Genomic DNA, 15,240 nt, shown 5'->3' with positions numbered 1-15,240 from the left:
ATAGACTTAGGTACATCGAACTGCGCCGCAGCGGTGATGGAAGGCGACCGTCCGGCGATAATCCCGTCGGCCGAAGGCGCGGGCGTGGCGAGCGGAAAAGCTTTTCCGTCGTATGTGGCTTTCACTAAGGATGGCCAGCGCCTCGTAGGAGAACCGGCGCGCAGGCAGGCCGCGATAAACCCGGAAGGGACGATACAGGCCGCCAAGAGGAAGATGGGCACCGATTTTAAATTCAACGTATACGGAAAAGAATATACACCGCAGCAGATATCGGCTTTCATCCTGCAGAAGATAAAGCAGGATGCCGAGGCATACCTGGGCGACAGCGTCAACGAGGCGGTCATCACGTGCCCCGCGTATTTCAACGATAACCAGCGCCAGGCGACGAAGGACGCGGGCGAGATCGCGGGCCTTAAAGTCCTGCGCATTATAAACGAGCCGACGGCCGCGTGCCTGGCGTACGGCATCGACAAGGCCGAGAAAGAGATGAAAGTCATGGTCTTCGACCTCGGCGGCGGCACGCTCGATGTCACCATTATGGAGATGTGGTATGACAAGGAGCAGAAAGCGAGCGGTTTCGAGGTATTGGCCACGAACGGCGACACACAGTTGGGCGGCACGGACATGGACAACGTGCTCATCGATCATCTGGTAAATACTTTCAAGCGCGAGACAGGCATCGACTTAAAGAACGACAAGATGGCGATACAGAGGCTGCGCGAGGCCGCGGAGAAAGCCAAGGTAGAGCTTTCGAGCACCGTGCAGACCGACATCAACCTGCCGTTCATCACAGCTGACGCGTCAGGTCCGAAGCATTTCACCCACACGATAACCCGCGCGAAGCTCGAGGACCTGATATCCCCGATAGTTAACAGGTGCCGCGCCCCGATGGAGAACGCGGTCAAGGACGCCAAACTTTCGATGTCGCAGGTCGACAGGGTCATACTGGTCGGCGGGCCGACGAGGATGCCTATAATCCAGAAATTCGTGGAAGATTATGTCGGCAAAAAGATAGAGCGCGGGGTCGACCCTATGGAATGCGTCGCTTTGGGCGCCGCTATACAGGCCGCCGCGTTGAAAGGCGACATAAAAGACATACAGCTTCTCGATGTCACCCCGCTTTCGCTCGGGATCGAGACTTTGGGCGGCGTATTCACGAAATTGATCGAGAGGAACACCACGATACCCACGAGGCAGAGCCAGACATTCTCTACGGCCGCGGATAACCAGCCCGCCGTCACGATACGCGTATTGCAGGGCGAGCGCCCGATGGCCAACGATAACGTTGAACTGGGCCGCTTCGACCTGGTCGGCATCCCGCCGGCCCCGAGAGGCATGCCGAAGATCGAGGTAACGTTCGATATCGACGCCAACGGCATCGTGCACGTCAACGCGAAAGATGTAGGGACCGGGAAGGAACAGTCGATAAAGATCACTGCCCCGAAGAAACTCTCGAAAGAAGATATCGACAGGATGGTCAAGGAAGCCGAGAAGTTCGCTTCCGAAGATACGAAGAAAAAAGAAGAGGTCGAGGTCGTCAACCAGGCCGATAATCTCGTCTATAGTACCGAGAAATCGCTCAAGGATTACGGCGATAAAGTGAGCCAGCAGGACAGGGCGAACATCGAGACGGGCTTAAACGACCTGAAGCAGGCGATAAAGGATAAGAACGTCGAGCGAATCAAGAAATCGATGGAGAGCCTGCAACAGGCCTCATATAAGCTCGCCGAAGAGATCTACAAGTCGAGCCAGCAGAAAGGCCAGCCGGGCGGCCCCAGCGGGGGCCAAGAAGGCCCGCAGGCCGGACCGGAAGAGCCGCAGGGCGGCCCTACCGGCGGACCTGAGACAGGCCCGGAAGGCGGTCCGGGCAAGAAGGACGACATCATCGACGCCGATTTCCGCGCCGAGAATGAAGACGACAAGAAAAAGAAAAAATAAATAATTGGCGGAAAAAAGGGATTACTACGAGATACTGGGCGTTCAGAAGAGCGCCTCGGCCGATGAGATAAAGAGCGCCTACCGCAGGTTGGCGCTCAAATATCATCCGGACAGGAACCCTTCCGACAAAAAAGCGGCGGAAGAGAAGTTCAAGGAGCTCTCCGAGGCATATGCCGTCCTGTCTGATACGCAGAAACGCGCGCAGTACGACCAGTTCGGCCATTCCGGCATAGATTCCCGCTATACTTCCGAAGATATCTTCCGCGGCGCGGATTTCTCCAGCGTATTTGAAGACCTGGGCATGGGCGGCGTCGACCTCGAAGACCTGCTCGGAGGGATATTCGGAGGAGGGATATTCGGAGGCGGCGGCAGGCGCGGGGGCGCAGCCGGCAGGCGACGCGGATCTGACCTCCAGTTCGACATGGAGATAAACTTTAACGAGGCCGCATCCGGCGCCGCAAAAAATTTTGTGATACCGCGGCACGAGGTATGCCCGGGCTGCAGGGGAGAGGGCACGGCTCCCGGTTCGTCGAGGACGACTTGTTCGAAATGCGGCGGCGCGGGGCAGGTGCAATCGTCACAGGGGTTCATGATCTTCTCGCGGGCATGCGATAAGTGCGGCGGAGAAGGGTCCATCATAACAAAGCCCTGTCCTAAATGCAGGGGCGCCGGCAGGGTAGTCGTCGACAGGAAGATAACCGTGAAGGTCCCGGCCGGCATCGAGAACGGAATGAGGCTGCGAGTCGCCGGCGAAGGCGAAGTGGGACAGCGCGGCGGACAGCGCGGCGACCTCTATGTCCTCATCTATGTCAGGCCCCACGAGATCTTCGAACGCCACGGCAGCGATGTACTCTGCGAAGTCCCCATAACCATGGTCGATGCGGCGCTCGGGACAGAGGTCGAGGTCCCGACGCTCGACGGCAAAGTCCGGATGAAAGTCCCGGCCGGCACGCAGAGCGGCAAGATATTCAGGTTAAGGGATAAAGGCATAAAAGACATCCATACAGGCGTCCGCGGCGACGAGCATGTCCGCGTCATCGTCGAGACTCCGACCGTGACCAGCGACTCCCAGAAGCGTATACTCCAGGAATTCGGCCGCACCTCCGGCGAAAGCACATTCCCTAATTCCGCCTCATTCATAAGAAAATTAAAGAGTTTTTTCAGGTGATTTGTGATATAATCTCCTGAAAATGACAATAATAAAACCCTTCAGAGGCTACAGGTACGATCCTAAAACCGTGGGAATTCTCTCCAAGGTCATTACTCCGCCTTATGACGTCATAAACAAGAAGCAGCAGGCGTCGTATTATAAAAACCATCCTCACAACTTCATCAGGCTCGACCTGGGCAAGACCTTTCCTAAGGACAATAATAGAAATAACAGATACACGAGAGCAGGGGGCTTCCTGGAGGAGTGGATAGATAAAGGCATCCTGGTCAGGGATCTGCGGAAATCGGTCTATATCTACGACCAGGAATATGCGGATGGCGGAAGGAAAAGACACCGCCTCGGTTTTATCTCCCTGGCGAGGCTGGAAGAAGACCGCACGAAGGGATTCCTGCCGCATGAGCGGACTTTCAGGGGCCCGAAACTCGACAGGCTCAACCTCATGAAGGAGACCGGCGCGAACCTCAGCCCGATATTCTCCATAGTGATCGACGAGAATAAGAAGGTGATGAACATCCTGAGGGATTTCATAAAAAAGAACAGGCCCGCGGTAGATGTCAGGTTCGAGGGGACGAGGAACAGGATCTGGCTTATGTCCGAAGCGGCGGCGATAAGAAAGCTGCAAAGGTCGGTGAAGAGCAAACGCGCGCTTATAGCCGACGGCCACCACCGCTACGAAGTCTCCCTCGAATACAGGGACTACATGCGCAGTCACGGCAAGGCAGCCGGCCCCGCCGCTCTGGATTATGTGATGATGTATTTCGCGACCTCAGACCCCTCAGGGCTTACGATCCTCCCGACCCACCGCATGGTCGAGGGGCTCCCTGCCGGTTCGTTCCGAAAAAATATCGCTAAAATCAAAAAGTTTTTTGATATAATACACCTGGACAGCAAAGAGAAGATGTTCGCCATGATGAAGGCGGACAGGAAGCATACCATAGGTGTCTACCTGGGCGGCAGGGATTATCTCTGCCTGTCGCTTAAGCGCAGGGACGCAGGAGGCCTGATCAAATCCGGGAACTCCGATTATTGGAAGAACCTGGACGTCGTGGTATTGCATCGCCTCGTCTTTGATAAGGCATTGGGCATAAGGGGGAAAGAGGCCGAGAGAAGGATATCGTTCACGCGCGACCCAAGGGCCGCGTTGGAATGGGCGGCCCAGGGCAAAGGCAGGGCGGCGTTCTTCCTGAGCCCTCCCGCGCTCGATGAGATAAAAAATATAGTAAAGCGGCAGGAGAGGATGCCCCACAAGACCACGTACTTCTATCCCAAACCCCCGTCGGGTCTGGTAATAAACAAGATAACCTAAAATATGTTCGGAAGATCGAAATACACAATAGTAAAAGTCGCCAAAAAAAAGGACATACCCGAAGGCCTCTGGACCAAGTGCGAGGAATGCGGCGAGATAATCTACAACAAGGCCCTTGAGGAGAACATGAAGGTATGTCCCAGGTGCAGCTACCATTTCGTCCTTACCGCGCAGGAGAGGATAGTGATGCTCCTGGACGCCGGCAGTTTCGAGGAACGCGACGCCGGTTTAAGGTCTATGGACCCGCTCCAGTTCAAGGGGCCGAGGACGTACGAGGAAAAATTGAAGCAGGACGCGGCCGATACCGGCCTTTCCGAGGCCTGCATCAGCGGCAGGGGCATGATAGAGGGCAAAAGGGTAATATTCGTCGTCACGGATTCGCGTTTCATAATGGGTTCGATGGGTTCGGTAGTGGGAGAGAAGATAGCCAGGGCGACTGAACTGGCCACAAACCTGAGGTTGCCCCTTGTTATCGTCTCCGGTTCGGGCGGGGGCGCGCGGATGTATGAAGGCCTCTTCTCCCTTATGCAGATGGCAAAAACGTCTGCCGCTATAGCGAAGCTTCACGAGGCAGGCGTCCCGTATATTTCTGTCCTGACCAACCCCACGATGGCCGGCGTCATGGCGAGCTTCGCGTCGCTGGGCGATATAATAATGGCCGAGCCCAAGGCGCTGATAGGCTTTACCGGCCCGCGCGTAATAGAACAGACGATAAGGCAGAAACTGCCGCCCGGTTTCCAGCGTTCGGAATTCCTCCTGGAACACGGCCTTTTGGACATGATAATCCACAGGAAAAACCTGAAATCCGGCATAGCCCAGGTCATAGATTACTTAACTTGACAGTAGTTAACTTGTGTAGTATCATTGACTTAAATCTACCTCAAGGAGGTTCAAATGGCTCAGGTAAGTCTTAGACATGTCTCGAAGATCTATTCCGGGAACACAAAAGCGGTCTCTGATGTGACCCTCGGCATCGAGAATAAGGAATTCGTCGTCTTCGTAGGCCCTTCCGGCTGCGGCAAATCCACTACTTTGAGGATGATAGCGGGCCTCGAAGAGATATCCGAGGGCGAGATATATATAGGGGATAAGCTGGTAAACGACGTCCCGGCCAAAGACCGCGATATCGCGATGGTCTTCCAGAACTACGCCTTGTATCCGCATATGACCGTTTATGATAATATGGCGTTCGGCCTGCGTCTGCGTAAATATTCCAGGGCCGAGATCGACACGCGCGTAAAAGAAGCGGCGCAGATGCTCGGCATAGCCAGGTACCTGAACAGGAGGCCGAAGGAGCTTTCCGGCGGCGAGCGGCAGAGGGTCGCGGTAGGACGGGCGATAGTAAGAAAACCTCTCGTCTTTTTGTTTGACGAGCCTTTAAGCAACCTCGACGCGAAGATGCGCGTGCAGATGAGGACCGAGATAAACAAATTGCATACCAGGCTGCAATCGACGATGATATATGTCACCCACGACCAGGTCGAGGCCATGACGATGGGCAACCGCATCGTCGTCATGAAAGACGGGATAGTACATCAAGTAGCAGATCCCATATCCTTATATGATAAACCCGTAAATAAATTCGTCGCCGGTTTCATAGGCAGCCCTCCGATGAATTTCCTCAACGGGAAGATCATAAAAGACGACGGGAAATTTTACTTCGACGAGGGGACGTTCAAGGTTAAAATCGTCGACGATATGATAGCCAGGATAGGGCCGTACCAGGGCAAAGAAATCGTATTCGGCATAAGGCCGGAAGATATTTACGATAAACTCTTTGTCCAGGAAGCTCCTCCCGAAAACACCGTTACGGCCAGGGTGGACGTCGTAGAGCCGATGGGTTCCGAGGTCTATCTCCACATGGCGACCCCCAAGCAGGCTTTCATTGCGCGCGTCGGAGGACACGACAAGCCCGAGGTCAACCACGACATCGACCTCGTCTTCGACATGGGCAAGATCCATTTCTTCGATAAGGACACTGAGAAAGCGATAGTCTAGCTTGAAAAAGGAAAAGCTGGTTTCAGGAATACTTGCGATAGCAGGTTTTCTACTCGTTTCCTCTTTGATAATCTCAGCCTGCCACCGGTTCCCGGTCCAATATTGGGTCTACGGGCTGATCAGCTCCCTTATCATACTCCTTAATGTCATCATCCTTCTGGCATGGGTCGCTTTCGGCGAATGGGGCCTCTGGATATTCATAGCGCTCTCCTCGGTACTCACGCTTTTCGTATCGCTCGTCACCAATACCAACATAACCACCGTTGTTGATGCGACCGCCGCAGCCGGGATCTCCTCCGGAAATAACATCCACACTCCCAATATGAACATGCAGATATTAATTTTTTTCGCCGTCGGCCTATTTGTTACCATCTTTAAGAACAGTATGGTCACGCATGCCCTTTCCATAGACAGGCAGATCGATACCCTTGAGGAGGAGAAGAACGCGATCGAGGCCGAATATGCCTATATGAAAGGGGCGAACGATGCCCTAAAGGAAAAAGTCGTAAGGTACGCTACACTCAAGGAACTGACAAGCAAGCTCAGCTCGACATTATCCCTCGATTCGGTGGTTAACATAGTCATAGACAACGTTTGCGATCTGGTCGAGAAGGCGGACGCCTGCATCCTCTTTTTGGTCGATGAGGAAGCCCGCGAGCTGGCCCTTAAAGCGGCCAGGGGCAAGGAAGGGGCGGTATCCGTTAAATCGAAAAAGGGCGATATCTTCGATATCTGGGTCTTGAAGCAGAGGCAGCCGCTCATGGTATCGGACGCGGATAAGGATTTCAGGTTCAACCTTGACCTGATACCCGTCGAGTTCAGGAGGGGTTTCAAGTCCCTGATAGCCGCCCCGCTTATTTCCGAGAAGAAGGTCATCGGCATCCTGAGGGTCGAAAGCAGGGAGGCCGAGGCTTACATATCCGACGACCTGAGGCTGCTCACTATCATCTCCGACCTTGCGGCTATCGCGCTGGAAAACTCGAAACTCTACCACCGCATAGAAGAGCTCGCGATAAGCGACGGGTTGACCGGGCTCTACTGCCAGAGATATTTCAAGGAGAGGCTGGCGGAGGATATCGTAAAAGCGGTCCGGATAAAACAACCGCTCTCGCTGCTTATGTTCGATATAGACGGGTTCAAGGGCTATAACGACAAATACGGCCATATCGCAGGGGATATAGTCCTTAAGTCGATCGGAGGTCTGCTCAAGGGTTCCCTGGAGCCCGGCGATATCGCGGCCAGGTACGGCGGAGAGGAATTCGTCATCGTCCTCTTCGGAAAGGACAAGGCCGCGGCGCAGAGGCTCGGCGAGGAGGTACGGAAGAAGATAGAAGGCGAGAAGTTCATCCTGAGGCAGGTCGAGACTCATGTCACGGTCTCGATCGGCTGCGCCGGGGTGCCCGAAGACGCGGTATCGAGGGATGAGATCATCAGGTCTGCTGACGCGGCCCTTTATGAGGCCAAAAAGAACGGAGGCAACAAAGTATGCCTCGCCTGAATATCTCCCCGAAAAGATGGGGCCTTTCCAAAAGAGGGGTCCTGCCCGTATTCTTCATACTGGCTCTCATACCGCCGCTTTACTGCATCGGCAGGCCGGCGCACATATATATCTTCACGCTTAACTTCTCCATTATAGCGGTAATAGCCGCGGCTTTTGAGTTCGGGTTGGCCGTATCATATATGATAACCGGCTGCGTCACCGCATTCACTTTAGTCTTGATGTTATTCAACAGGGGATTCGAGCTGCCCTATTTCGCCTCGATAGTGTTCTTGAATACCGTCCCGCTCATCCCCTCTTATTTTAATAATAAATACGCCGGATATTTCGCCTCAAAGAATTCATCGCTTTCCGACGGGAAAAAATCGTTTGATGAGTTCACCGCGGAGCTTAAGTCACTGAAGGACCTGAATGCCTCGCTGCAGAACCAGGTCCACGATATCCTCGATCTTTATGAGGTTACCAAGAAGATGAGCGCGTCCCTGGATACGGGCGATATGCTCAGGATATTCAGGGAGGCGATCAGCAAGATCTCCAGATTCGTTACCGCGAGGGTCATATTGCTTGAAGAATCCCACAAGAGATCTACTGCCCGGGCGACTTACGAGATACATAATCCATCTACCGGAAAGCTCTCTTCGGGCGAGATCCGCAGCGGGCCGCCCGACAAATTCGACCATCTCCTTGCGGAAACGGTTTCCGCCGGCAAGGAGATAATATCGCTCAAAGCGCCCATAGACAAGGGACATCCTTTTGCCCCTTACCTCGGCGACGCGGGCAGGTCCTTTATCGCGCTGCCGCTGCTTTCGGAAGGGGAGCCGTTAGGTATCCTCGCGATACGGGGCATCGATGAGGAACATGCCGAGAGTTTCTCTATCCTCGCAAAACAGCTTGCGCTGGAGCTCAAGAAGGCAAACCTGTACGAGAAGGTCCAGGAGCTCGCGATAACCGACGGCCTGACCGGGATATATGTGAGACGGCATTTTATAGAGAGGCTGAACGAAGAGGTGGCGCGCTCCAAGAGGCACAATCTCAAGCTTTCGCTCCTCATGATAGACCTTGACCATTTCAAGCAGTGCAACGATACTTACGGGCACCTCGTAGGGGATATCGTCCTCAAGGAGATATCCAGGATAATGAAGGAATACGTGAGGCAGGTCGACCTCATCGGAAGGTACGGCGGTGAGGAGTTCGTGATAGCGCTGCCTGATACCGACAAGAATTCTGCGCTCAACGTCGCCGACAGGATAAGGATGTCCGTGGAGAAGCATAAATTCAGGGCTTATGACGAGACGATATCGATGACGATAAGCATAGGCGTGGCGACTTTCCCGGAGACCGGCGAGGACGTGGCGACGCTCATAGACCGGGCTGACCAGGCCCTTTACAAGGCGAAAGAAGCGGGCAGGAATAAGGCCTTATTATGGCCTTAGGCGGGGTTTAGGCTGAATTATATTGAAAAATGGCCGTTTTTGAGTTAAGATTATCTACTTAATGACTAAATTCGCTGTCGGAATAGACCTCGGAGGCACCTATACCAAGCTGGCCCTGGTAGATACTAAGGGAAGGGTTTCCCACAGGGCAAAATTGTCCACAATCGCATACGGCACAAGGGCAGGCCTGGTATCCGCCATTGTCGCCGAGGTCAGGTCGGTGCTGGAAAGGGCCCGGCTTTCCCCGAAAAATATATCCGGAGTGGGAATAGGCGTCCCCGGGATCGTGGATTTTAAGCGCGGGCGGGTCTATAACCTCACAAATGTGCCGGGCTGGAAGAATACGCCGCTCAAGAGGATGCTCGAGGCCAAGTTAAAAGTTCCCGTACTCGTCGATAATGACGTCAACCTGATGGCGCTCGGCGAATACAGGTTCGGCGCCGGCAGGGGGGCGGAGAACCTCGTTTGTATCACTTTGGGTACGGGCGTCGGCGGCGGGATAATAATTGACGGCAGGCTTTACCGGGGTTCCGCTTATTCCGCCGGGGAAGTGGGCCATATGCCGCTCAAGGAAGAAGGGTTGCCGTGCGGGTGCGGTGGCTACGGATGCCTGGAGCGCTACGTCGGCAACAGGTATATCGTCGACGAACTGAAAAGCAAGATACGCCGCGGAAACCCTACGATCATAAAGAAACTCTTAAGTAACGATCTTTCGGCCTTGACGCCGGAGGTCATAAGTAAGGCCGCGCTCAAGGGCGACAGGCTTTCGATAGATTTTTGGAATACGGTGGGCGAAAGAATAGGCGTAACGCTGGCAGGTATCGTTAACCTGCTGAATCCCGACCGGATAATAATCGGAGGCGGGGTGGCGGACGCGGGAGACCCGTTGTTCAAGTCCATCAGGAAGACGGTGGACAAGAGGGCTATGCCTGTTCCGGGAAAAGCCGTCAAGATCCTCAAGGCGAAACTCGGAAATGACGCCGGCATTATCGGAGCCGCGGCGCTTTTCTTCTATCCCGGGACCCGGGGCCGCCGCAAATAACCGGAGAGACAATTGAGCCGTAAGTTTTCAATAATTGCTTTTGCCGTAATAATAACTTTCATCTTGCCCGGGCTGGCTTCCGGTTTAGGCGGGGTGGAGCCGAAGTTTCCCACTGTCAATGTCGACAAGAACACCAAAGAGCCGGTCGTGATAAACGGCGACACGGTAGAATATTCCGAAACGGACATGACCGCGGTCGCGAACGGCAATGTCGTCATCACCTACCAGGACGCGAAGCTGACCTGCAAAAAAGCCATTTTTCATACAGATACAAAGGAGGTCCTGGCCGAGGGAGATGTAAAACTGGCGCAGGGAGGGAGCTTCCTAAAAGGCGAACAGATGGTATATAACGTCGAGACGAAGGTCGGGACGATAGTCAGCCCCCGCGTTTTTATAGAGCCCACTTATTACGGCGCCGGACAAAAAGCCGAGAAACAGGACGAGAACCATTATTACATCAGACAGGGTTTCGTCACTACCTGCGACAAGGAGAAGCCGCATTACAGGGTCCAGACCAAGCAATTGAACGTCTATCTTAACGATAGGGTAACCGCGAATAATATCCTGGTCCTTGTGGGAGATGTGCCGGTATTTTATTTCCCTTACCTGAGCATACCGTTAAAGGACTTCCGTTCCCCGGTCTCGGTTATGGCGGGCCATGATAATGACTGGGGATATTATCTTCTCACTTCCTGGAAATACTACCTCAACGAAAAGGTGAAGGGCCGGATAAACATAGATTACAGGGAACTAAGGGATTTTGCCTACGGTTTCTCGACCAATTACGATACCGATGACTTCGGGAGCGGCGTCGTTAGGTTCAATTATTTTGACGAACGCAGCCAGCGGACCTGGAGCACGCGCGCCGCCGATGAGCAGGATAAGGACCTCAACCGCTATAGGGCGCAGCTGAGGCATAAATGGCAGCCGGATGCGGCTACCAGCGGGATCGTGGAATACAACAAGCTGTCCGACGCCAACGTCATGAAGGATTATTACCTTAGGGATTTCCAGAGGGACATGGTCAACAACAACTATGCCTCGCTCATAAGGACCGACCCGTATTACACCACGAGCCTTTTCGTGCAGCCGCGCGTAAACCGTTTCGATTCCGTGGTCGAATACCTGCCTCAGGTGCAGTTCCAGACCCGCAGCCTGAAGATCGGCCAGACGAATTTTTATTACGACGGCCAGGCTGCGGCCGCCAACATCAATAAACTGGAGCCCGCGCCGGTCAACGGCGTTGCCAGCGTAAACAGGGTAGATACCACTAACCAGCTTTCATACCAGTCAAATATTTTGGGTTGGCTCGGCATAAGGCCTTTCGCGGGCACTGAACAGACGTATTACAGCAGGGACATGCAGGGGGATAATAGCAATTTTATCCGCGGTAATTTTTTTACGGGGATCGACCTCAATACGCGCTTCTATAAGACTTTTGACGTCAAATCGAACGCGTTTAATATGGAGATAAACAACCTAAGGCACGTCTTCTCCCCTACGGTCAGTTACTATTATGCACACAGGCCCACGTTCCGTCCGGGCAACCTGGCCCAGTTCGATCCGGTAGATGCCCTTGATTTCAGGAATGTCATAACGCCGTCCCTGGAGAATAAGCTCCAGACGAAGAGAATGGTGGGCAAGACGATGCAGACGGTCGATCTCGCGAGACTGATAGTTAGCACGGATTACAATTTCAGGTCCGGGGACAAGAGAAAAGGCCGCGTCGGGAATTACGACTTCTTGTTTGAATCCAAGCCGTATAACTGGATGAGGATCCTTTCTACTACCTCGTATGACCAGCATTCCTCAAAATTCAAGTCGTTTACCTTCAACATCGTCGGGGACCCGGAATATAACCTCGACAACCCGGACCTCAGGGGTACGGTATACACGGACATTACCCGGAAGAAATGGAGCTGGGGCGCCGGATACAGGTGGCAGGATGAGGTCTACAGCCAGTTGGAAGGGCAGTTGATGTTCAACCTTACCGAGAAATGGAAGATCACCGCTTACGAGCGCATCGATTTCAAGAGGTTCGGCTCAGGGGCCGATGCCGCCAAGAAGTTCATCAACAAAGTGGCCGAGCAGGAATACAGGATCAGCCGCGACCTGCATTGCTGGATAGGGGATATTATATGCAATATATCGGAGGACCACGGGTATACTTTCATGTTCGCGCTGCGGCTCAAGGCCTTCCCCGAGATGCCCTTTGAATTCCAACAGAATTACAACCCGCCGAGGTTCGGCTCCACTTTACCTCCGGGTTAACAACAGGTGAGGATATGAGAATAACCGTGATAGGGGCGGGATATGTCGGTCTGGTGACGGCCGCGTGCCTTGCCGACCTGGGAAACGACGTCATATGCATCGATATAGACAAGGACAAGATATCGAAACTTAACCGCGGCATGGTGCCTATCTATGAACCAGGCCTCGAGGACCTCCTAAAGAGGAACCGCAAAGAGAAGAGGATAGAGTTCTCTACGAACCTTAAGGACGCGGTAGGAAAGAGCGGGATCATTTTCATCGCGGTCGGGACCCCGCCAAAAGAGAACGGGGAAGCCGACCTTACGCATGTCGAGGCCGTCGCCGAGGATATCGCGCGCTACATGACATCCTACCATCTCGTCGTGGAGAAGTCGACTACGCCGGTAGAGACCGGGAAGTGGATAAAAAGGATACTTGAAGCTAACGCGCGCAAGGGCGTCAAGTTCGACGTGGCTTCTAACCCGGAATTTTTAAGGGAAGGGTCAGCCATAGAGGATTTCATGCATCCCGACAGGATAGTCATAGGGGTCGAGAGCAAGAAGGCCAGGGAGATGCTCCTCGAATTGTATAAGCCGCTCGGCGCAGAGATCATCGTGACCAACATCAACAGCGCTGAGATAATAAAGCACGCGTCGAACTCGTTTTTGGCGACTAAGATATCCTTCATCAACGCCGTCGCGAACGTATGCGAAAAAGCGGGCGCGGACATCGAAGAGGTTTCCAGGGGGATGGGCTTCGATAAGAGGATAGGCAAGGCCTTCCTGAACGCGGGCATAGGCTTCGGCGGTTTTTGTTTCCCGAAAGACATAGAGGCTTTTATCCATATATCCGAGAAGTTAGGGTACGATTTTGAGCTTCTCAAAGCCGTAAAAAAAGTTAACGAAAAACAAATGCTGCTCCTTATCGGTAAAATAGAGAAGGCGTTATGGAATATCAAGGGCAAGACGATAGCGGTCCTCGGGCTGGCGTTCAAGCCCAATACCGACGACATGAGGTTCGCCCCTTCCGTCAAGATAATCGAGAAACTCATAAGCGAGGGAGCCGTGATAAGGGCCTATGACCCTCAGTCCATGGATAAGGCGAAGCGCCTGCCTGAACTTGAAAAAATAAAGTTCTGCAAGGGGCCTTATGACGCGGTGAAAGGCGCCGATTGCGCCGTGATAGTGACGGAATGGAACGAGTTCATGGAACTCGACCTCAAGAAGATGAAGAAGCTGTTAAAACAGCCCGTCATCGTGGACGGCAGGAATATATACGATCCCAAAAAAATGAAGGAGCTCGGTTTCAGGTATACTTGCATAGGGAGGGCATCCTGATGATAGACGGAGTAAAGATAAAGAAGCTGAAGATAATCCCCGATGACCGCGGAAAGCTCATGGAGATCATGCGCTGCGATGACGAGGTCTTCGAAAAGTTCGGGCAGGCGTATTTCACGACCGCGCTGCCCGGAGCGGTGAAGGCGTGGCATTACCATAAGAAACAGGACGATCATTTCGTATGCGTCGCGGGAAAGATAAGGCTCGGCCTTTACGACGCCAGGGAGGGATCTAAGACCAAAGGCGAGGTGAACGAATTTATCCTGTCACTCGAGGACCCGTTCCTCGTCAAGATACCCAAAGGCGTATACCACGGTTTCAAAAGCGTTTCCGGCGGCGAATCCATGATCATCAATATACCTACGATGGCTTACAATCCGAAAGAACCAGACGAATACAGGCTGGACGCGTTCGATAACGATATACCTTACGATTGGAGGAAATGATGGCCCTTAGAGGAGTAATACTGGCCGGGGGCTTAGGGAAGAGGCTCGACCCTTTGACTCGCATAACCAACAAGCACCTTTTGCCTGTCTACTGCAAGCCCATGATATATTATCCGATCCGGACGCTTGTCGACGCGGGAATAGAAGACATCCTCATAGTGACCGGCGGCAATAACGCCGGCGATTTCCTGAGGCTTCTGGGGAACGGCTCGGAATTCGGCCTGAAGCACATAAATTATACGTACCAGCGCGGCGAAGGCGGTATCGCGGAAGCGCTTGGCCTCGCTGAACACTTCGCCCACGGCGATAAGATCGTCGTGATCCTGGGGGACAACCTCATCGAAAAGAGCATCAAAAAATACGTGCAGGATTTCAGGAGGCAGCCGTCCGGGGCGAAGGTTCTCTTGAAGAAGGTGCAGGACCCGGGGCGCTTCGGCGTGGCCGAGATCAAGGGAAAGAAGATAATAAATATCGAAGAGAAGCCGAAAAAACCGAAATCCGACCTCGCCGTGACCGGAATATATATGTACGACCCGAAGGTCTTCGATATCATAAGGCCGCTTAAACCTTCGAAGAGGGGCGAGCTCGAGATAACCGACGTAAATAACGAGTATATAAAGTTCGGGAAAATGACCTTTGACGTCCTCGACGGGTGGTGGACAGACTGCGGGACCTTCGAGTCGCTGTTCCGTGCCGGCAGCCTGGTCGAGAAGGAATTGTGCAAGGGGGTGAGGAAGATATGCGAATACTAGTTACCGGCGGCGCCGGTTTCATCGGCTCTAATTTCATAAGGTACGTCCTCTACAAGAATATGAGCTGCG

13 protein-coding genes are annotated in these 15,240 nt (G+C 53.5%); all 13 read left to right on the top strand.

What is annotated here, in order from left to right:
• Positions 1-1,938, top strand: a 1,938-nt coding sequence (gene dnaK, locus WC317_06030; protein ID MFA5339684.1) for a molecular chaperone DnaK, incomplete at its 5' end; no start/stop codon positions are given.
• Positions 1,939-1,942: 4 nt separating this feature from the next.
• Positions 1,943-3,106 (top strand): molecular chaperone DnaJ, encoded by a 1,164-nt coding sequence (gene dnaJ, locus WC317_06025; GenBank protein MFA5339683.1) that lies wholly within the window; start codon positions 1,943-1,945, stop codon positions 3,104-3,106.
• Between the two features lie 22 nt (positions 3,107-3,128).
• Entirely contained in the window at positions 3,129-4,415 is a 1,287-nt protein-coding gene (locus tag WC317_06020; GenBank protein MFA5339682.1) for a DUF1015 domain-containing protein, read from the top strand.
• A 3-nt stretch (positions 4,416-4,418) separates the two neighbouring features.
• Positions 4,419-5,255 (top strand): acetyl-CoA carboxylase, carboxyltransferase subunit beta, encoded by an 837-nt coding sequence (gene accD / locus WC317_06015; protein MFA5339681.1) that lies wholly within the window; start codon positions 4,419-4,421, stop codon positions 5,253-5,255.
• 54 nt (positions 5,256-5,309) lie between these two features.
• Positions 5,310-6,413, top strand: a complete 1,104-nt coding sequence (ugpC, locus tag WC317_06010; GenBank protein ID MFA5339680.1) for a sn-glycerol-3-phosphate ABC transporter ATP-binding protein UgpC — start codon at positions 5,310-5,312, stop codon at positions 6,411-6,413.
• 1 nt (position 6,414) lies between these two features.
• Complete coding sequence (locus WC317_06005; GenBank protein ID MFA5339679.1) at positions 6,415-7,911, top strand: sensor domain-containing diguanylate cyclase; 1,497 nt, start codon at positions 6,415-6,417, stop codon at positions 7,909-7,911.
• Entirely contained in the window at positions 7,899-9,344 is a 1,446-nt protein-coding gene (locus tag WC317_06000) for a sensor domain-containing diguanylate cyclase (protein ID MFA5339678.1), read from the top strand. Before WC317_06005 ends, WC317_06000 begins: the two co-directional genes overlap by 13 nt.
• Positions 9,345-9,405: 61 nt before the next feature.
• Positions 9,406-10,386, top strand: coding sequence for an ROK family glucokinase (locus tag WC317_05995; protein MFA5339677.1), 981 nt, complete (start codon positions 9,406-9,408; stop codon positions 10,384-10,386).
• Positions 10,387-10,398: 12 nt separating this feature from the next.
• Complete coding sequence (locus WC317_05990; GenBank protein ID MFA5339676.1) at positions 10,399-12,657, top strand: OstA-like protein; 2,259 nt, start codon at positions 10,399-10,401, stop codon at positions 12,655-12,657.
• 14 nt (positions 12,658-12,671) lie between these two features.
• Positions 12,672-13,973, top strand: coding sequence for a UDP-glucose/GDP-mannose dehydrogenase family protein (locus WC317_05985; protein MFA5339675.1), 1,302 nt, complete (start codon positions 12,672-12,674; stop codon positions 13,971-13,973).
• Positions 13,973-14,419: a dTDP-4-dehydrorhamnose 3,5-epimerase family protein gene (locus tag WC317_05980; GenBank protein ID MFA5339674.1), complete on the top strand. Its 447-nt coding sequence runs from the start codon at positions 13,973-13,975 to the stop codon at positions 14,417-14,419. Before WC317_05985 ends, WC317_05980 begins: the two co-directional genes overlap by 1 nt.
• Positions 14,419-15,171: a sugar phosphate nucleotidyltransferase gene (locus tag WC317_05975; protein ID MFA5339673.1), complete on the top strand. Its 753-nt coding sequence runs from the start codon at positions 14,419-14,421 to the stop codon at positions 15,169-15,171. Before WC317_05980 ends, WC317_05975 begins: the two co-directional genes overlap by 1 nt.
• Positions 15,159-15,240: NAD-dependent epimerase/dehydratase family protein (locus WC317_05970; protein MFA5339672.1), on the top strand; the 82-nt coding region annotated here is incomplete at its 3' end. The genes WC317_05975 and WC317_05970, both read left to right, overlap by 13 nt.

The organism is Candidatus Omnitrophota bacterium (genome assembly GCA_041653595.1).
In the GTDB taxonomy this organism is placed as follows: Bacteria; Omnitrophota; Gorgyraeia; order Pluralincolimonadales; family Pluralincolimonadaceae; genus Pluralincolimonas.
This window is presented reverse-complemented; position numbering and strand designations above follow the sequence as displayed.